The sequence below is a fragment of the Roseicyclus amphidinii genome, from assembly GCF_030163755.1.
In the GTDB taxonomy this organism is placed as follows: Bacteria; Pseudomonadota; Alphaproteobacteria; order Rhodobacterales; family Rhodobacteraceae; genus Roseicyclus; species Roseicyclus amphidinii.
The window spans coordinates 1-17,984 of record NZ_JASJOE010000045.1 but is presented as its reverse complement, the minus strand read 5'-3'; the positions used below and the strand labels follow the sequence as shown (position 1 = coordinate 17,984).

17 protein-coding genes and 1 tRNA gene are annotated in these 17,984 nt (G+C 66.3%); 2 read left to right on the top strand and 16 right to left on the bottom strand.

Going from position 1 to position 17,984, the window contains the following annotated elements; translation table 11 throughout:
• The 12 genes from rpoB to secE all read right to left on the bottom strand — a co-directional run bounded on the left by rpoB (nt 1) and on the right by secE (nt 11,962).
• A complete protein-coding gene (rpoB, locus tag QQK83_RS14150; RefSeq protein ID WP_284265263.1) occupies nt 1-4,155 on the bottom strand; it encodes a DNA-directed RNA polymerase subunit beta in 4,155 nt (1,384 codons plus the stop codon).
• Nucleotides 4,156-4,413: 258 nt separating this feature from the next.
• The gene (gene rplL / locus QQK83_RS14145; RefSeq protein WP_284265262.1) at nt 4,414-4,791 is read right to left on the bottom strand and encodes a 50S ribosomal protein L7/L12; all 378 of its coding nucleotides are present in this window, start codon (nt 4,789-4,791) and stop codon (nt 4,414-4,416) included.
• Between the two features lie 64 nt (nt 4,792-4,855).
• A complete protein-coding gene (gene rplJ, locus QQK83_RS14140) occupies nt 4,856-5,368 on the bottom strand; it encodes a 50S ribosomal protein L10 (RefSeq protein ID WP_284265260.1) in 513 nt (170 codons plus the stop codon).
• Nucleotides 5,369-5,664: 296 nt separating this feature from the next.
• Nucleotides 5,665-6,012, bottom strand: a complete 348-nt coding sequence (locus tag QQK83_RS14135; protein ID WP_284265258.1) for a hypothetical protein — start codon at nt 6,010-6,012, stop codon at nt 5,665-5,667.
• Nucleotides 6,013-6,042: 30 nt separating this feature from the next.
• Entirely contained in the window at nt 6,043-6,840 is a 798-nt protein-coding gene (locus QQK83_RS14130) for a hypothetical protein (protein WP_284265256.1), read from the bottom strand.
• A 269-nt stretch (nt 6,841-7,109) separates the two neighbouring features.
• On the bottom strand, nt 7,110-7,385 hold the full coding sequence (locus QQK83_RS14125) for a hypothetical protein (RefSeq protein WP_284265254.1): 276 nt from the start codon (nt 7,383-7,385) through the stop codon (nt 7,110-7,112).
• Between the two features lie 24 nt (nt 7,386-7,409).
• Complete coding sequence (locus QQK83_RS14120; RefSeq protein WP_284265253.1) at nt 7,410-8,198, bottom strand: hypothetical protein; 789 nt, start codon at nt 8,196-8,198, stop codon at nt 7,410-7,412.
• A gap of 202 nt (nt 8,199-8,400) precedes the next feature.
• Nucleotides 8,401-9,099, bottom strand: a complete 699-nt coding sequence (gene rplA, locus QQK83_RS14115) for a 50S ribosomal protein L1 (RefSeq protein WP_284265251.1) — start codon at nt 9,097-9,099, stop codon at nt 8,401-8,403.
• A 3-nt stretch (nt 9,100-9,102) separates the two neighbouring features.
• Nucleotides 9,103-9,555, bottom strand: coding sequence for a 50S ribosomal protein L11 (rplK, locus tag QQK83_RS14110; protein ID WP_284265250.1), 453 nt, complete (start codon nt 9,553-9,555; stop codon nt 9,103-9,105).
• Nucleotides 9,556-9,782: 227 nt separating this feature from the next.
• Nucleotides 9,783-10,979, bottom strand: a complete 1,197-nt coding sequence (locus QQK83_RS14105; protein WP_284265249.1) for an MFS transporter — start codon at nt 10,977-10,979, stop codon at nt 9,783-9,785.
• A gap of 82 nt (nt 10,980-11,061) precedes the next feature.
• Entirely contained in the window at nt 11,062-11,595 is a 534-nt protein-coding gene (gene nusG / locus QQK83_RS14100) for a transcription termination/antitermination protein NusG (protein ID WP_284265248.1), read from the bottom strand.
• Nucleotides 11,596-11,770: 175 nt separating this feature from the next.
• Nucleotides 11,771-11,962, bottom strand: a complete 192-nt coding sequence (gene secE, locus QQK83_RS14095) for a preprotein translocase subunit SecE (protein ID WP_284265247.1) — start codon at nt 11,960-11,962, stop codon at nt 11,771-11,773.
• Nucleotides 11,963-12,102: 140 nt separating this feature from the next.
• Between secE and QQK83_RS14090 the strand changes: the two genes are divergently transcribed.
• Nucleotides 12,103-13,455 (top strand): methyl-accepting chemotaxis protein, encoded by a 1,353-nt coding sequence (locus tag QQK83_RS14090; protein ID WP_284265246.1) that lies wholly within the window; start codon nt 12,103-12,105, stop codon nt 13,453-13,455.
• 799 nt (nt 13,456-14,254) lie between these two features.
• Here QQK83_RS14090 and QQK83_RS14085 read toward each other — a convergent pair.
• Nucleotides 14,255-14,330, bottom strand: a tRNA-Trp gene (locus QQK83_RS14085).
• A gap of 69 nt (nt 14,331-14,399) precedes the next feature.
• On the bottom strand, nt 14,400-15,830 hold the full coding sequence (gene gndA / locus QQK83_RS14080; RefSeq protein ID WP_284265245.1) for an NADP-dependent phosphogluconate dehydrogenase: 1,431 nt from the start codon (nt 15,828-15,830) through the stop codon (nt 14,400-14,402).
• A gap of 130 nt (nt 15,831-15,960) precedes the next feature.
• Between gndA and QQK83_RS14075 the strand changes: the two genes are divergently transcribed.
• Nucleotides 15,961-16,638, top strand: a complete 678-nt coding sequence (locus tag QQK83_RS14075) for a lysophospholipid acyltransferase family protein (RefSeq protein ID WP_284265244.1) — start codon at nt 15,961-15,963, stop codon at nt 16,636-16,638.
• Nucleotides 16,639-16,654: 16 nt separating this feature from the next.
• Here QQK83_RS14075 and QQK83_RS14070 read toward each other — a convergent pair whose 3' ends face one another.
• Both QQK83_RS14070 and QQK83_RS14065 read right to left on the bottom strand, forming a co-directional pair.
• Entirely contained in the window at nt 16,655-17,308 is a 654-nt protein-coding gene (locus tag QQK83_RS14070) for a CatB-related O-acetyltransferase (protein ID WP_284265242.1), read from the bottom strand.
• A gap of 176 nt (nt 17,309-17,484) precedes the next feature.
• A partial coding sequence (locus QQK83_RS14065; RefSeq protein WP_284264748.1) for an EF-Tu C-terminal domain-related protein occupies nt 17,485-17,984 on the bottom strand: 500 nt, incomplete at its 5' end.

Below are 17,984 nucleotides of genomic sequence, written 5' to 3'. Positions count from 1 at the left end.
TCACTCCGCCGCGATGTCGCCCTCGTCGTCCTCCGCATCCAGGAGTTCCATGTTGAGGCCCAGGCCGCGGACCTCCTTGACGAGAACGTTGAACGATTCCGGCACGCCGGCCTCGAAGTTGTCCTCACCCTTGACGATCGACTCGTAGACCTTGGTCCGTCCCGCCACGTCGTCCGACTTCACCGTCAGCATTTCCTGCAGGGTGTAGGCGGCGCCGTAGGCTTCCAGCGCCCAGACCTCCATCTCGCCGAAACGCTGGCCGCCGAACTGCGCCTTGCCGCCCAGCGGCTGCTGGGTGACGAGCGAGTACGGGCCGGTCGAGCGCGCGTGGATCTTGTCGTCGACCAGGTGGTGCAGCTTGAGCAGGTACTTCACACCCACCGTCACCTGCCGGGCGAATTTCTCGCCCGAGCGGCCGTCGAACAGGTCCGACTGACCCGAGGTGTCGAAGCCCGCACGCTTGAGCGCGTCGTTCACGTCCGCTTCCTTGGCGCCGTCGAAAACGGGCGTTGCGATCGGAACACCACGGGTCACGTTGCCCGCCGCCTCGATCACCTCGGCCTCGTCCTTGTCGCCGAAGGCGTCGTTGTACACGTCCTCGCCATAGGCGATCTTGAGCGCGTCGCGCACCGGCGTCATGTCACCCGAGCGACGATACTCGTCCAGCGCCTCGTCGATCTGGATGCCGAGGCCGCGCGCGGCCCAGCCCATGTGCGTCTCGAGGATCTGGCCCACGTTCATCCGCGACGGCACGCCGAGCGGGTTCAGAACGAAGTCGACGGGCGTGCCGTCGGCGAGGAAGGGCATGTCCTCCATCGGGACGACCTTGGAGATGACGCCCTTGTTGCCGTGACGGCCGGCCATCTTGTCGCCCGGCTGAAGCTTGCGCTTCACCGCGATGAAGACCTTGACCATCTTCATCACGCCGGGGGGCAGATCGTCGCCGCGGCGGACCTTCTCGACCTTGTCCTCGAACCGGTGATCGAGCGCGCGCTTCTGCGCGTCGAACTGCTGGTTCAGGGCCTCGACCTCGGAGGCGTCCTTTTCGTCACCCAGCGCCAGCTGCCACCACTGGCCGCGGCTCAGCGTCTCGAGCAGCTCCTCGGTGATTTCAGAGCCGGACTTGATGCCCTTGGGCCCCTTCACCGCGGTCTTGCCGAGGATCATGGACTTCAGGCGGGCGTAGATGTTGCGCTCGAGGATGTGCAGCTCGTCGTCCCGGTCACGGGCCAAACGCTCGACTTCCTCGCGCTCGATCTGCAGCGCGCGCTCGTCCTTCTCGACGCCGTGGCGGTTGAAGACGCGCACCTCGACGACCGTGCCGAAATCACCCGGCGGCAGGCGCAGCGACGTGTCGCGCACGTCCGACGCCTTTTCACCGAAGATCGCGCGGAGCAGTTTCTCCTCCGGCGTCATCGGGCTTTCGCCCTTGGGGGTGATCTTGCCCACGAGAATGTCGCCCGGCCCCACTTCGGCACCGATATAGACGATGCCCGCCTCGTCGAGGTTGCGAAGCGCCTCCTCGCCGACGTTGGGGATGTCGCGGGTGATCTCTTCGGGCCCGAGCTTGGTGTCGCGGGCGGCGACCTCGAATTCCTCGATGTGGATCGAGGTGAAGACGTCGTCACGCACGATGCGTTCCGAGATCAGGATCGAGTCCTCGTAGTTGTAGCCGTTCCACGGCATGAAGGCGACGACGACGTTCTTGCCGAGCGCCAGTTCCCCCATGTCGGTCGACGGACCGTCCGCGATGACTTCGCCCTTGGCGACCTTGTCACCCACCTTCACCAGCGGACGCTGGTTGATGCAGGTGTTCTGGTTCGAGCGCTGGAACTTGCGCAGGCGGTAGATGTCGACGCCCGCGTCGCCCAGCTCGAGGTCCTCGGTGGCCCGAACAACGATACGCTGCGCATCGACCTGGTCGATGATGCCCGCGCGGCGGGCCTGGATCGCGGCGCCCGAGTCGATGGCGACCTTGCTCTCGATGCCGGTGCCCACGAAAGGCGCATCCGCCTGCAGAAGCGGCACGGCCTGACGCTGCATGTTCGAGCCCATCAGCGCGCGGTTCGCGTCGTCGTTCTCGAGGAACGGGATCAGCGAAGCGGCGACCGACACCAGCTGCTTGGGCGACACGTCGATCAGGTCCACGGCCTCGCGCGGGGCGAGCGTGTATTCCCCCGACTGGCGGGTGTTGACCATCTCGTTGATGAACTGGCCCTCGCCCGAGAGGTTGGCGTTGGCCTGTGCCACCGTGTGCCGCATTTCCTCGGTCGCGGACATGTAGACGACCTCGTCGGTCACCTGCGCGTTCTCGACCTTGCGGTAGGGGGTTTCGATGAAGCCGTACTTGTTCACCCGCGCGAAGGTGGCGAGCGAGTTGATCAGGCCGATGTTCGGCCCTTCCGGCGTCTCGATCGGGCACATCCGGCCGTAGTGGGTCGGGTGAACGTCGCGCACCTCGAAGCCCGCGCGCTCACGCGTCAGGCCGCCCGGCCCGAGCGCCGAAAGACGCCGCTTGTGGGTGACTTCCGACAGCGGGTTGGTCTGGTCCATGAACTGCGACAGCTGCGACGAGCCGAAGAACTCGCGCACGGCGGCGGCCGCGGGCTTGGCGTTGATCAGGTCCTGCGGCATGACCGTGTCGATCTCGACCGAGGACATGCGCTCCTTGATCGCGCGCTCCATCCGCAGGAGGCCGACGCGATACTGGTTCTCCATCAGCTCGCCGACGGACCGCACGCGGCGGTTGCCGAGGTGGTCGATGTCGTCGATGTCACCCTTGCCGTCGCGCAGTTCCACCAGCGCCTTGATGCAGGCGATGATGTCCTCGCGGCGGAGCGTGCGCTGCGTGTCAGCGGCATCGAGGTCGAGGCGCATGTTCATCTTGACCCGGCCCACGGCCGACAGATCGTAGCGTTCGCTGTCGAAGAACAGCTGGTCGAACAGCGCCGAGGCGGCTTCGACGGTCGGCGGCTCGCCGGGGCGCATCACGCGGTAGATGTCCATGAGCGCGCCGTCGCGGCTCATGTTCTTGTCCACCGCCATGGTGTTGCGGATGTAGGCGCCGACGTTGATGTTGTCGATGTCGAGCACCGGGATCTCGGTGACGCCCGCGTCCAGAAGCTCCTTGAGGGTGCCGCCGGACACCTCGCCGTCCTTGTCGACTTCCCAGGTCAGCTCGTCGCCGGCCTCGACATAGATCGCGCCGGTTTCCTCGTTGATGATGTCCTTGGCGACATAGCGGCCGATGATCTGGTCGAAGGGCATCAGAAGCTCGGTCACCGAGCCCTCGTCGACCAGCTTCTTGACCGCCCGCGGCGTCACTTTCTTGCCGGCCTCGGCGATGACCTCGCCGGTGGCGGCATCCACCAGGTCAAAGCCCGGACGCGTGCCGCGCACCCGCTCGGGGAAGAAGCGGGTGACCCAGCCCCGGTTCTTCTCGAGCTTGAAGTCGACCGTGTCGTAATAGGCATCCATGATGCCTTCCTGGTCCAGCCCCAGCGCGTAGAGCAGCGTCGTCACCGGCAGTTTCCGGCGGCGGTCGATGCGGGCGAAGACGATGTCCTTGGCGTCGAATTCGAAGTCGAGCCAGCTGCCGCGGTAGGGGATGATGCGGCAGGCGAACAGAAGGCGGCCCGAGGAATGGGTCTTGCCCTTGTCGTGGTCGAAGAACACGCCGGGCGAGCGGTGCATCTGGCTGACGATCACGCGCTCGGTGCCGTTCACGATGAAGGTGCCGTTGGGCGTCATCAGGGGCATGTCGCCCATGAACACGTCCTGCTCCTTGATGTCCTTGACCGACTTGGCGCCGGTATCCTCGTCGACATCGAACACGATCAGGCGCAGGGTGACCTTGAGCGGCGCGGCATAGGTGAGGTCGCGCTGCTGGCACTCTTCCACGTCGAACTTGGGCGTCTCGAGCTCGTATTTCACGAATTCGAGAACCGCCGTCTCGTTGAAATCCTTGATCGGAAAGACGGACTGGAAGACACCCATGATGCCTTCGCCTTCGGCCGGCTTGTCGCCGTCGCCGGACTTGAGGAACAGGTCGTAGGACGACTTCTGCACCTCGATCAGGTTCGGCATCTCCAGCACTTCGCGGATCTTGCCGTAGAATTTGCGGATACGTTTGTTGCCTGCGTAGGTCTGAGCCATGCTCGTCGGCACCTTTCAAAGTGTTTCGCTGCGTCGCTCTCGCCGCCGGGGCCTCGGCGGAGCAACACCATGAAACAGACGTGACGGATCAATCCGTTTGCCGTCCCACCGGCAAATCCCGATCCCGTTGCCACCGCCTTGGGAAACACCCCCGATGGGGCCCTTGCCAAGACGCCGACGGCTGGACCCGGATGTTCTCCGGGCCCAGCCATGTTTGCCCCCGACCGGCCCATGGACCGGTGGGGATATCGATGGGCCTCAGGCCAGCTCGACCTCGGCGCCAGCTGCTTCCAGCTTGCCCTTGATGTCCTCGGCTTCCGCCTTGGAGACGGCTTCCTTGATCTTGCCGCCGGCCTCGACGAGGTCCTTGGCTTCTTTCAGGCCCAGACCGGTCAGCGCGCGCACTTCCTTGATCACGTTGATCTTCTGTGCGCCGGCGTTCTTCAGAACGACGTCGAATTCGGTCTTTTCTTCTTCGGCCGCGGCGCCAGCGCCGTCGGCAGGACCGGCCATCATGACAGCGCCGCCAGCGGCGGGCTCGATGCCGTATTCGTCCTTCAGGATGGTCTTGAGTTCCTGTGCTTCCAGGAGGGTCAGACCGACGATCTCTTCTGCGAGTTTCTTCAGATCAGCCATTTTTCAGGTTCCGTATGTAGGTATGGGGTTCCAACGCCGCAAGCGGCGGGTCTCGATCGGGTGCTTACGCCGCCTTCTCTTCGATGGTCGAAAGGATGGAAGCGATGTTCGAAGCAGGTGCGCCAATGGCACCGGCGATGTTCGAAGCGGGCGCGCCGATGCAGCCGACGATGGAAGCGATAAGCTCCTCGCGGGACGGCATCTTTGCGACGGCCTTCACACCGTCGGCATCCAGGACAGTCCCCCCCATCGCGCCGCCGAGGATGACATACTTGTCATTGCCCTTGGCGTAATCGTCCGCGGCCTTGGCGGCAGCGACCGGATCTTCGGAATAGGCGAGAACGGTCATGCCCGTCAGAAGGCCAGCGATGCCGGAGACATCGGTGCCTTCAAGGGCGATCTTGGCGAGCCTGTTCTTGGCGACACGCACGGAACCACCTGCCTCGCGCACGCGGGCACGCAGATCCTGCATCTCGGCAACCGTGAGGCCCTGGTAGTGTGCCACCACCACGACGCCAGAGCTTTCGAAGATCTGGCCGAGTTCCTCGACCACTTTCTCTTTCTGGGCTCTATCCACAGGTTTACTCCAGTTTGGGGGCCCAGATCACCTGGACGTCCCCGGCTCGATTCTACCGGATCGCTCCGGCGGTTTTGGTCCGCAACAACAACGGAACCAAGACCACCAGGCGCTCGACGGCGCGAGCCCTCAGGCGTAACGGTCTGATCCCGCCTCGGGCAGGATTTACCGGGCCAAGGGCCCAACCCACCGTCTCGGACGAAAGACAACAAGGGGCGAAGAATCGCCCCCTGAAGCAGGCGTCATTCCTAGACCCATTTTGCCGGGCTGCCAAGCCCCGAACGCAGGGACCGGGTTCAGAAATAACCCATCAGGATGCTGGCGACAAAGCTCGAGGACACGGTGATCGGCGCGCCGCTGGGCGGCGTGACCGTGATCGTGCCACCGCCCGAGCTGACGGACACCGTGGTGCCGCTGGGCAGCGTGGTGACGGCGTCGCCCGTCGGCGTGACGGTCGTGTTCAACGTGCCGCCGCCCGACAGGATGCGGGTGCCCTCGGTGAAAGCGGCGACCACCACCGTCGCGGCACCCGGCGGGAAGGCGTCGGTCGTTGTCGTCGTGGACGAACCGCCCGCCTGCGCACCCGAAGCTGCAAAGACGGCTGCGGCAAGGGCCAGCCCCGTGACGATACTGCGAATACTCATCCTGCTACTCCCCGGAATGCCAAACGGCGGTCAGAACGCAAAGGACAGGCCAAGCGAGACCTGCTGGCGGCTGGTGTTGTCGGTGATGTCATAGACCCCCAGCGACAGCCCGGCGCCCTCGATCTGCGGGATCGACAGGCTGAAGCCCATGTTGATCTGCGACCTGGTGAAGGAGATGCTGCCGGCCAGCGTCTCGGTCAGGCCCATGCCGACACCGAAGAACGCGCCGGGGCCACGCGTGCCGAGCCCGTCATCCGACAGCGTCGTGTCGCTGCCATACCCGAAGGAGAACTGCATCGGCAGCTCCGTGCCATTGGCAAGCGGGAAGGCCTGCACATGCGACAGGGTGGCGACATAGGTCGGCTCGCTGCCGCTGGCATCGCCCCAGCCCAGAAGGTTGCCCGCGCTGATCGAGGCAAAGGTCGCCGACGTCCCGCCCGCGCGCAGCATGCGCGACAGGCTGGCCGACACACTGCCGCTTTCGGCGAACGGGTTGAGGCCGAGGATGTTGACCGAGACCTGCGCGCTGACGCCCGAGACCGGATTGCCGAGGGCAAATCCGAAACTCACGTCGCCGTCATCGTCCTTGGTCGAGATGCCCTCGCGCGGGCTGACGTAGCTCAGGGCGACGAAACGTGTGCCGCTGGGCGCGGCCACGGCGGAGCCCACGCCGAAGACGGAAGGAAAGGCAAGCGATGCGGAGGGGCTGGGCTGAACGGCGAGCGGCGCGGCGCCACCGGTGACCGAAGCCCCATCCTGCGCCTGCGCGGCAAAGCCGACACATCCGAGGACGGCAGCCAACGCGAAACCTTGAGCGTAGCGGAACATCGACTAATCCTACTCGTTAAGCGATCTTGCTCTTTTGTAGCCCGCACCACCCCGGCTTGTCCCCCCTGAAATTGCCGCATCCGCCAACTTGACCGGGGGTCTTGTTGCAAATGCAGCACGAACAGCTCTTGGGCAGGCTCGGGCCAGGTGACAGGGGCGACTTCCGTCAGGATATGACGCCTGCCTCTGCAACCGCCGAACGGGGCGGCGACCTGCGAAACGAAAAAGGCCCGGACAAGCCGGGCCCCCTTCGGCACTGCGGCACGCGATCAGTAATAGGCCGCGATGTAGGCAGCGAGGGTCGGGTTCGAGAAGACGCCAACAACCACGCCATTGACGGTGACCTGGTATGCCACCCCGCCGGGGGTCGATACGGGCGTCACCACCACGTTCAGCGACGGCATGCTCAAGGATGTCGTCACAACGCCACCCGCCGACGAGGGCGGGGGCGCGACAGGGCTGGTTGCACCACCCGCAAGGGCGGCACCTGTCAGGCCGATGGAAAAGCTTGCGGCGAGAGTGATCTTCGAAATGACGTTCAGCATGAGGGGTCCCTTTCGAGGTTCGAATCAGAAGCTGTAACCAACGGACAGCGTGAATTGGCGGCGCTCGACGTTGTTGGTCGCGTCGTAGAAACCCGCGGTGATGCCGAGACCGTCGACACCGGGAACCGTTGCGGTCGCACCGACGTTGAACGCCGTCTCCGTCGCCGAGAACCCGACCGAAAGGTTTTGCGTCAGACCGACGCCCGCACCTGCAAAGAACCCGTCGCCCACATAGGCGAACCCGTCGGCGGATTGGGTGGTCGCATTGCCGTAGCCGAAGGTGAACTGAACCGGCAGCTCCATGCCTGCGCCACCGACGGTGGTCAGGTGCGAGACGTAGACGCTGTACGATTCGTCATCCGCAGCCGCGTCACCCCAGGCCAGAAGGTTCCCGCCGGAGACGCCCACGAAGGTCGCTCCACGCTCACCGACGTGAAGCGCACGAGAGAGGCTGAGGAAGATGTTGCCGGAGTCGGCGAAGGGCGCAAGACCGGTGACATTGATGCCCGCCGTGAGCGAGACACCGGTGACCGGGCTGCCGAAGGTGTAACCGACGGCGAGATCGCCATCGCCACCCGCACCGCTGATCCCGCCCCGTGGGTTGCCGTAGGACAGCGTGACAAAGCCGGTATTGCCCGGCGCGGGGAAGGCAGAGGCGGCACCGAAGATCGCAGGAAAGGCATTCACTGTCGTGGATGCGGCCATGCCTGCGGGGACGGGGGCAGTCGGAGTTTCCTGCGCGGATGCCGACATCGGCATGACGACGAGTGCGGCCGCCGCGAACGCAGAAGCGAGGGGAAGCTTGGTGATCATGACAACAACTCTTATCCGGGACAATATGGAACTAAGGATCGTTATCTCTCTCAAGACATCCGTTTTCCACCCCGAAAGCTCAATTTTTTCACCGAAGTTCCGACTGTGATGAATCCGCCATGCCCCATGCGCGAGAAACACGCACAAAAAAAGGGCACGCCCGAGGCGCGCCCTTTCCTGTTCCTGTCGACCTTTGGGCCGGTCAGCCCGCCGTGGCGTTGGACACGTCGACCGACACGCCCGGCCCCATCGAGGAGCTGAGCGAGATCTTCTTGAGATACGTGCCCTTGGCACCGGTCGGCTTGGCCTTTGCGACGGCGTCGACGAAGGCGCGCACGTTCTCGACCAGCTTGTCGGCGTCGAAGGAGGCCTTGCCGACACCTGCGTGAACCACGCCCGCCTTCTCGGCCTTGAACTGCACCTGACCGCCCTTGGCCGCCTCGACGGCTTCCTTGACGTCCATCGTAACCGTGCCGATCTTCGGGTTCGGCATCAGGTTGCGCGGCCCGAGGATCTTGCCCAGGCGACCGACGATCGGCATCATGTCCGGAGTGGCGATGCAGCGATCGAAGTCGATCGTGCCGCCCTGGATGCTCTCCATCAGGTCTTCCGCCCCGACGATATCCGCACCCGCTGCCTTGGCTTCGTCGGCCTTGGGGCCGCGGGCGAAGACGGCGACGCGGACGGTCTTGCCGGTGCCGTTGGGCAGGTTCACCGTGCCACGGACCATCTGGTCGGCGTGGCGCGGATCGACGCCGAGGTTCATTGCGATCTCGACGGTTTCGTCGAACTTGGCCGAGGCGTTCGCCTTGATCAGCGCGACGGCGTCCTCGACGGTGATCTCTTCCTTGCCTTCGAAGGCGGCGCGGGCGGCCTGGAGGCGCTTTCCGATCTTACCCATGGCTTACCCTTTCACCTCGATACCCATCGACTTCGCGGAGCCGAGGATGATCTTCATCGCCTGTTCGACGTCATTCGCGCTGAGGTCCTTCATCTTGGCCTCGGCGATCTCGCGCAGCTGGGCGGGCGTGATCGTGGCGATCGTCTCGCGGCCGGGCTTTTCGGCCCCGCGCGGACGGTTGCGCTTGCCCTGGTTCTTCAGGCCAGCCGCCTTCTTCAGATAGTAGGACGCCGGGGGCGTCTTGATATCCATCGTGAAGGACTTGTCCTGGTAGTAGGTGATCACGGTCGGCATGGGCGCGCCCGGCTCCATGTCCTGCGTCTTGGCGTTGAACGCCTTGCAGAATTCCATGATGTTGATGCCGCGCTGACCCAAGGCGGGGCCGACCGGCGGAGACGGGTTGGCTTGACCCGCCTTGATCTGCAGCTTCATCTTGCCAACAAGCTTCTTGGCCATCTTGGCCTCTCCTTTCGTCCAACAGCCCCGCGACGCGTCTTGGGGCCTTTGTGGCCGTGGTCAGGTCCGACGCACGCGAGCGCCTCGCCTCCCACGGGGGATGTCACCCGATAAGCGACTGGCGGGCCTTACTCGCATCGCCGCCGCATTGCAAGACCGTCGAACACAGACCGGACTGCGCGTTCTGCGCGCGGGTCCGGGCGCGGGTGGTGGATGCGGCGGGTTCGTCAGGGGCGGCGCGGGTCCGGTGGGGCCATCCGTCCACCCAGCAGGATCGGCAGGCAGGCCAGGGCGGCCAGCGCCCCGAAGGCAAGGGCCAAGCTCGTGACCTGGGCAATGAACCCAACGATCGCCGGTCCCAGCAGCATCCCGCCATATCCAAGCGTCGCCACGCTGGCGATGGCCGGGCCGGGCCGCATCGCGGGATCGTTGGCGGCACGCGAGAACACCAGCGGCATCACGACCGCGTAGCCGACGCCGACCAGCGCAAAGCCCGTCAAGGCGACGCCGAGGCTGCCCGACAGGATCGCCGTCGCAAGGCCCAGCACGGCCGCCGCACCGCTGGCGCGGGTGACGGCAACAGGGCCGAACCGCTGCACGAGGAGGCCACCGCTCAACCGGGTGAGCACCATCGCCAGGCTGAACACCGCGTAGCCCAGCGCGGCCTGCGCCTCGGTGGCGGCAAGGGCCGTGGTCAGGAACACGGCGCTCCAGTCGGCCATCGCCCCCTCGCCCATGGAGGCGGCGAAGGCGATCAGGCCAACGAGGATCAGGCCGCCCGACGGCAGGGCCAGGGGCGGCGCTTGCTCGCCGCTGGCTGCGACCGGCGGCTCCGTCGACATCCCGCGCAGGATCAGGGGCAGGCACGCAAGGGCACCCAGCAACACGAGCGTCGTGAAATGGGCCTCCGGTTCCCAGCCTATTCGCACCGCCCCGAAGCCGCTCGCCGCCCCGAGCCCGGCCCCGAGACTGAAGAGCGCATGGAAGATCGACATGGTGCTACGGCCCAGGCGCCGTTCGACACGCGCCGCCCAGCCGTTCATCGCCACGTCCATCGCGCCGTGGAACGCGCCGAACACGAAGAGCGCGGCACCCAGCAACGCAGGCGTGGGGGCGATGGACAGAAGCAGCAACGCGGGCCCGTAGCCCATCGCGCAGCTCAGGGTCAGCCGTTGCGTCCCCCGACGCTCCGACAGGTAGCCCGCAAGCGGAAAACTGGTGATCGCGCCACCGGCAAGGGCCAGCAAGAGAAGGCCCAGCGTCCCCGGTTCGAGATCGAAACGCGCCTTGAAGGCCGGGACGCGCGACGCCCAGATCCCGAACAGGAACCCGTTGAACACGAAAGCGGCGGCGACGGCACGCCATCCCGCGTCGGCCCAGAGGGCGCGCGGAACGGCGTCTGCATTGCGGGCTGCCTCGGCCATGTCTTCCCTTGGGTGGAACCGAAAAACGACACCGAAAGGTGCCGTTTCCTGGGGCGGGTCCTGGTGGGGTCGCCGAGCGGGCTCAGAGCTGCTTGGAGACCTGCGTGAATTCCAGTTCCACCGGGGTCGCGCGGCCGAAGATCGAGACCGTCACCTTCAGGCGCTGGTGCTCTTCGTCGACCTCCTCGACCATGCCGTCGAAATCCTCGAACGGGCCCTCGTTGACCTTGACCTTCTCGCCGATCTCGAAGGTGATCGTCGAGCGCGGCTGCGCTTCACCCTCTTCGACGCGGTTGAGGATCGCGTTGACCTCCTCGTCGCGCATCGGCATCGGGCGGCCCTGCGGACCAAGGAACCCGGTGACGCGCGGGATAGAGTTGATCGCGTGATAGCCGATGTCGGTCATCTCCATCCGCACCAGCACGTAGCCCGGCATGAAGCGGCGCGGCACGGTGACCTTCTTGCCGCGGCGGATCTCGATCACGTCCTCTTCGGGGACGAGAACCTCCTCGATCACATCCTCGAGGCCCTTCTCGGCCACCGCGGTGCGGATCTGCTCGGCGATGCGCTTTTCGAAATTCGACAGCACGCTGACCGAATACCACCGTTTCGCCATCCTCTTATCCCTTCTCGTCAGAGGCGCGGCGCGCCCGGAAATGCCAAACCCGCCCTGTGCCGGGCGGCCCTCCGTCCGGACATGACTGGAGAGACCACTGCGGCGTCACCATCGATGTCGGGGAAGATGCGCAGCAGATACAGCGCCGCGCAGCGATTGGCAAGCCTGCGCCGGGTCAGCCGAAGAAGGTCAACAGCAGTTCCAGACCGTTCCGGATCACCCAATCCACGAAGAAGAAGAAGATCGCGAAGACCACGGCCATGAGAAACACCATGGCGGTGGTCACCAGCACCTCGCGGCGGGTCGGCCAGACGACCTTGGCGATCTCGGCGCGGGTCTGCTGGAGGAACTGGAACGGGTTGGCCATGGTGGGTCTCCGGTTGACTTGCGCGGCATATACGCAAGCCCGGCCCGCAGCGCAAGGCGGGGGGGCACTTCCGCTAAAGTTGTGCGCCGCAGCGTCGTTGTTTCCCGCGACCCAGACACGCACAGACGGAAACACACCCCATGACCGCAGCAACGCATGTTCCCACCCAACACTCCGTGGCGGAGACGGCGCTTCTTGCCATGGTCGACCGCACGCAGGCGGTGATCCATTTCACCCCCGACGGCACGATCCTTCACGCCAACGCCAATTTCCTCGGCGCGCTCGGCTACACGATCGACGAGATCCGGGGCGAACATCACCGCATGTTCGTCGATCCGACCTACGCGCGCAGTGCCGAATACGCCCGGTTCTGGCAACGCCTCGGCGCCGGCGAAAGCTTCACCGACCAGTTTCCGCGGCGCACCAAGGCCGGCAAGACCATCTGGATCCAGGCCACTTATGCGCCGGTGTTCGACGCCACCGGCGGCGTGTCCCGCATCATCAAGATCGCCTCGGATGTCACCGCGCGACGTGCCGCGGTCGAGGATATCGCCAAGGGCCTCGAACGGCTGCGCGACGGTGACCTGACGCAGCGCATCGCGGTGAGCGAGGTCGCGGACATGGCGCTTCTTGGCGAGGCCTTCAACCGCACCGTCGACGACTGGAACGCCATGATCGGCCGGGTGGCCAGCGTGACCCGCATCGTTCAGACCATCGGCGAGACGATCCGAAATTCGGCCGACGACCTGTCGGAACGGACCAGCACGCAATCCTCGGCGCTCGGCCAGACGGCCGCGGCGGTCGAGCAACTGACGGAAACCGTCCGCAGCGCCGCCTCCGAGGCGCAGCAGGCCGACGCCATCGCCACCAAGACCCGCGGCATGACCGAAGGCAGCAGCCGGCTCATGGAAGACGTGATGGAGGCGATGACCCAGATCCAGAAATCCTCGGGCCATATCTCCAAGATCGTCAGCGCGATCGACGCCATCGCGGTGCAGACCAACCTCCTTGCCCTCAACGCCGCGATCGAGGCCGCCCGCGCGGGCCCCGCCGGCCGCGGCTTCGCTGTCGTGGCCTCGGAAGTGCGGCAGCTGGCGCAGCGCAGCTCGGACTCGGCCCGCGAAATCAACGAGGTGATCGCCGAAAGCGCCCGCCACGTCGAGGACGGCGTGACCCTCGTGAACCGCGCGGGCAAGGACCTTGGCGACATCTTCGGGGGGGTCGGCCACCTGTCCGAGACCGTGGGCCGCATCGCGCAGGGGATCACCGCGCAATCCACGACCCTGTCGCAGATCAACGGGGCCGTCGCCCAGCTTGACCGGGTCACGCAGGACAATGCCGAAATGGCCGTCCAGAGCGCCTCGGCGGCCCGCAACCTGTCCGAAAGCTCGGCGCAGCTGGCCGAGGAAGTCTCGGGCTTCAAGGTCTCGTCGGGGGGCCGGCCCGGCGACGACGCGCTGCGCCGGATGTTCGGACAATTCGCCGCACAGTGACCACGAAGCCGTGGCCCTGCGGGGCCACCGCTGCGTGCGACCGGAACACTTTGGCCAAAAAAAACCACCAAGAGACGCAATCGCGTCGACCTTGGTGGTCCTCAGTGTTGAGCAGACAGGTGTTAGCTTCTTGGTACCCCCTCCTACGGGTCATCAGGGGCGCGCCGCAAGCCAATTATGGAACCGATTTACCAAATCTTGTGTAAACTATTGCAATTTAACATAGGTTTTTGAGACCGCGCAGCGGTTGACATTTTCGACCAAGGCGAACTTTTGCGCACTTTGCGGTTCACGACTTTTGCGCCATTGTCGTTGCGCGCCGGGTGGTGGCACGGGATCGGGCAGACCCTCTGACCGTAGCACCGTTCACTAGGCCCCGGTTTCGAAGTCGCATGGACCACACCGGAGGGTTGCTCGAAATGCGTGTCCCTGCGACCGCAGGTTGCAACACGGCTCACCATAGTTGAGCGCGTCTCCGCGATCCTGACGGCGCAAGTCGATTCCGACGAAACATCGTATTTGGGAGCGATTCCCGATCCAAAGATGTTTTGACCCTGATCGGGAAACGCCTTCTATTCCCTCGCACCACAGGGGAAAATTACTTGTCCGCCAAGTAGTTGCCGGTTTACTGCCCGGTCTTGCCTAGCCCCTGCACACTTCACCACGTCAGCTGCGGCTGGCGTGGTTTTTTTTCGTTCATCGCAGAGACGGGAGGCATATCGGCCCGGCACCGCGAACGTCGGACCGGTCGGACGTGCCTTCGCACGCGCAGAGTGACGATCTTTCGGAGAACCGGCCTTGGCAGGGGCGGAGGGACTCGAACCCCCGGCCTGCGGATTTGGAATCCGCTGCTCTACCAACTGAGCTACACCCCTAGGCCGGTGTGCGGGATAGGGCGAAACCGCGGGCTTGTCCAGACGGGAAACGCCCCTCCCGACAATCGATCAGTCCGCCCCCCACGGCCCATGGAACCCGGTCTCGCCGGGGCGGTCGATCCGCTCGAAGCCATGCGCGCCGAAGCGGTCGCGCTGCGCCTGGATCAGGTTGGCCGTGCCCCGCGCCTGCCGCAGCGTGTCGAGATAGCCGAGCGAGGCCGCCAGCGCGGGCACCGGGTGCCCCGCAAGGCTGGCCGCGGCGACCGTGCGGCGCAGCGCCGGGGCGTGGCTGCGCAAGAGCCCGGCGAACCGCGGTGCAAAGGCGAGACGCTCGCCGGGCGCGTCGCGCAGGGCTGTCGCCATGTCGTCGAGCATCGCCGAGCGGATGATGCAGCCCGCCCGCCAGATCTCGGCGACGCGCGGCAGCGGCAGCGCCCACCCCTCTTCCTCGCCCGCGACAGCCAGCAGCGTGAAGCCCTGCGAATAGGCGAGGATCTTGGCGGCGATCAACGCGCCCTCGAGATCGGCCTCGGGCAGGTCCAGCGGCTCGGCCGTGCCGAAGATTTCGGCCCCCCTGCCCCGCGCCTCATCCTCGCCCGAGAGGACGCGGGCGGTCACCGCGGCCTCGACGGCCGGAAGCGGCGCGGCGCGGCGCTGCGCGTCGATGACCGTCCAGCGGCCGGTGCCCTTCTGCCCCGCGCGGTCGGCGATCACGTCGAGCATGGGCTGGCGCGTGTCCGGGTCGGTCGCGGCGGCGACCTCGGCGGTGATCTCGACCACGTAAGAGGCCAGCGGCCCCTCGTTCCAGCGGGCGAAGGTTCGGGCGATGCTGTCGGCCCCTTGCCCCATGCCGTCGCGCATCAGGCCGTAGACCTCGGCGATCATCTGCATGTCGGCATATTCGATGCCGTTATGCACCATCTTGACGTAATGGCCCGCGCCCCCCGGCCCCAGGTGGGCGACGCAGGGATCCTGCCCGAAACGGGCGGCGGCCAGTTCCAGCACCGGCTGGAGGAGGGTCCAGGCGCGCTCCGACCCGCCGGCCATCATCGAGGGGCCGCTGCGCGCACCCTCGGCCCCGCCCGAGACGCCGAGGCCAAGGTGAAGCGTGCCCGCGGCCTCGGCCTCGGACGCGCGGCGGTTCGTGTCCTGCCAGTCGGAATTGCCGGCGTCGACGATCACGTCGCCCTCATCAAGCAGCGGGCGCAGCGCCGCGATCTGGTCATCCACGGGCCTGCCCGCGGGAACCATCAGGAGGATGCGGCGCGGCCGCGCGATGGCGGCCACAAGCTCCGGCAGGTCGCGGGCGGGGACGATGTTGCGCGCCAGATCCTCGGCGACGGCCTCGGTCATGAACGCGTCGATCCGGGACGCGGTGCGGTTGAAGACGGCGATCCGGTGGCCCGTCTCGGCGATGTTGAGCGCAAGCATCGCGCCCATCGTGCCAAGGCCGATCAGGCCGATCTCGGCGGTATCGCGGATGTCGCGGGTGGCACTCATCGGGGCTGTCCCTGTCCGGTCATGGGTCGGGGGCAAGGCTAGGCCCTCGGGCCGCGACGCGCCAGTGCGTCCGTGCAGATTGACCGTGCGGTCAAACCCGTCCAAGGAAGGACGCTGGAAGGGAGACGTGATGAGTTTCGGTGGACGTATAGCCAAGACCCCCGCGGTGAACCGGGTGGTGGCCGCGCTGTTCAAGGCCTGGCTGCGGCTGGCCTGGGCGACCTCGCGCCGCGAGCAGGACGGCTGGGATCGCGTGGCCGAGCTGGTCGAGCGGCATGGCGCTGTGATCATCGTGTGCTGGCACCAGCGGATCATGCTGACGCCCTGGATGTTCGACCTCAAACGCTATCGCTGCCAGAGCCTGACCTCGGCCAAACATGCGGGGCGGCTTGTGGGCTGGATCCACCGCGCCTTCGGCATGGGCACGGTGCCGATGCCCAAGGGCGTGCTGGGGGCCGCCGAAATGCGGCTGGTGCTCAAGGGGCTGAAGGAGGGCGTGTCGATCGGGATCTCGCCCGACGGGCCGCGGGGCCCGGCGCGGGTGGCCAAGGTCACGCCGATCCAATGGGCGCGCGCGGCGCAGGTGCCGGTGGTGGTCTTCACCTTCGCGGGCTCGCGCTACTGGGCGTGGAAGACATGGGACCGGCTGCATTTCCCCCTGCCCTTCGGCCGGCTCGCGCTGGTCTGGCGCGAATGGGAGCGCAGCGTCCCCGAGCGCCTGTCGCCCCCCGAGGCCGAGGCGCTGGCGGCCGAGCTGGGCGCCTTCATGGACAAGGTCACGGCCGAGGCCGACGCGCGCGTCGCGTAGAGCGGATGATCGCACGCTACGCGGCCTCCAGCGCCGCCAGATCCCCGCCGCAGATCGCGGCTTCGGCCGCGAGGATGCGGTCGATGGGCCAATCCCACCAGCCGATCTCGAGCAGCCGCGCCACGGTCGCGGCGTCGAAGCGGGGGCGGATCACCCGCCCCGGATTGCCCGCCACGAGGCTGTAGGGCGGGATCTCGCCCCCCACCACCGCGCCCGCGCCGATGATGGTGCCGCTGCCGATCCGCGCGCCCGGCAGGATCGTGGCCCGCGTGCCGATCCAAACATCATGACCGACCACGGTGTCCCGCCCCGGCCCCGGCATGGAAGGCCGTCCGGCCACCGGGCCGCCGCCGAAGATGGCGAAAGGATAGGTCGAGAACCCGTCACGCCGGTGATTGGCCGAGGCGGTGACGAACAGCGCGCCGTCGGCGATCTGGCAAAAGCGGCCGATCACCAGCCGCTCGGGGCTGAAGTCGAAGAGATAGGGCGCAAGATGCGCGGCCCAGTCGGCGGGCGGGTGATGGGCCGAGGCGTAAGTGTAGTCGCCCAGCTCCCAGCGGGGATGGTCGATGACCGGCTTCAGGAAGACTGTGCCGGGATGGGCGGAGCCATCGGGCATGGGAACGGGATGGGCGGCATCGGGCCGCGCGAAGGGGCGTGCGTCAGGCATGGAAAGACCTTTGGTCCGAACAGGGTTTCAGGGGTGAAACGGGATCAGAGCGGGGTCTTGTCCATGTTGGCCTCCATCGCGGGATGCAGCCGTTTAACCCGTCCGGGCGAAAAAGCAAAAGGGCCGCCCGGAGGCGGCCCTTTCCTGTCCGAGCATCCCGCGAAGGCGGGACCGGATCACTCGATGATTTTCGACACCACGCCTGCGCCGACGGTGCGGCCGCCTTCGCGGATGGCGAAGCGCAGGCCGTCTTCCATGGCGATCGGTGCGATCAGCTCGACCGTGAACTTCAGGTTGTCGCCGGGCATCACCATCTCGGTGCCCTCGGGCAGCTCGACCGTGCCGGTCACGTCCGTCGTGCGGAAGTAGAACTGCGGGCGGTAGTTGGCGAAGAACGGCGTGTGACGGCCACCCTCTTCCTTGGTCAGGATGTAGGCCTCGGCCTCGAACTTCGTGTGCGGCTTCACCGAACCGGGCTTGCACAGCACCTGGCCACGCTCCACCGCGTCACGGTCGATGCCGCGCAGCAGCGCGCCGATGTTGTCGCCGGCCTCACCGCGGTCCAAGAGCTTGCGGAACATCTCGACGCCCGTGCAGGTCGTCTTCTGCGTGTCCTTGATGCCCACGATCTCCAGTTCGTCGCCCACGTTCACCACGCCACGCTCGACGCGGCCGG

What these genes read in the sequence shown, in the direction of transcription:
- rpoB (WP_284265263.1), bottom strand. Translation starts at nt 4,155, where the DNA reads ATGGCTCAGACCTACGCAGGCAACAAACGTATCCGCAAATTCTACGGC.
- rplL (WP_284265262.1), bottom strand. Translation starts at nt 4,791, where the DNA reads ATGGCTGATCTGAAGAAACTCGCAGAAGAGATCGTCGGTCTGACCCTC.
- QQK83_RS14135 (WP_284265258.1), bottom strand. Translation starts at nt 6,012, where the DNA reads ATGAGTATTCGCAGTATCGTCACGGGGCTGGCCCTTGCCGCAGCCGTC.
- QQK83_RS14130 (WP_284265256.1), bottom strand. Translation starts at nt 6,840, where the DNA reads ATGTTCCGCTACGCTCAAGGTTTCGCGTTGGCTGCCGTCCTCGGATGT.
- QQK83_RS14125 (WP_284265254.1), bottom strand. Translation starts at nt 7,385, where the DNA reads ATGCTGAACGTCATTTCGAAGATCACTCTCGCCGCAAGCTTTTCCATC.
- QQK83_RS14120 (WP_284265253.1), bottom strand. Translation starts at nt 8,198, where the DNA reads ATGATCACCAAGCTTCCCCTCGCTTCTGCGTTCGCGGCGGCCGCACTC.
- rplA (WP_284265251.1), bottom strand. Translation starts at nt 9,099, where the DNA reads ATGGGTAAGATCGGAAAGCGCCTCCAGGCCGCCCGCGCCGCCTTCGAA.
- rplK (WP_284265250.1), bottom strand. Translation starts at nt 9,555, where the DNA reads ATGGCCAAGAAGCTTGTTGGCAAGATGAAGCTGCAGATCAAGGCGGGT.
- QQK83_RS14105 (WP_284265249.1), bottom strand. Translation starts at nt 10,979, where the DNA reads ATGGCCGAGGCAGCCCGCAATGCAGACGCCGTTCCGCGCGCCCTCTGG.
- nusG (WP_284265248.1), bottom strand. Translation starts at nt 11,595, where the DNA reads ATGGCGAAACGGTGGTATTCGGTCAGCGTGCTGTCGAATTTCGAAAAG.
- secE (WP_284265247.1), bottom strand. Translation starts at nt 11,962, where the DNA reads ATGGCCAACCCGTTCCAGTTCCTCCAGCAGACCCGCGCCGAGATCGCC.
- QQK83_RS14090 (WP_284265246.1), top strand. Translation starts at nt 12,103, where the DNA reads ATGACCGCAGCAACGCATGTTCCCACCCAACACTCCGTGGCGGAGACG.
- gndA (WP_284265245.1), bottom strand. Translation starts at nt 15,830, where the DNA reads ATGAGTGCCACCCGCGACATCCGCGATACCGCCGAGATCGGCCTGATC.
- QQK83_RS14075 (WP_284265244.1), top strand. Translation starts at nt 15,961, where the DNA reads ATGAGTTTCGGTGGACGTATAGCCAAGACCCCCGCGGTGAACCGGGTG.
- QQK83_RS14070 (WP_284265242.1), bottom strand. Translation starts at nt 17,308, where the DNA reads ATGCCTGACGCACGCCCCTTCGCGCGGCCCGATGCCGCCCATCCCGTT.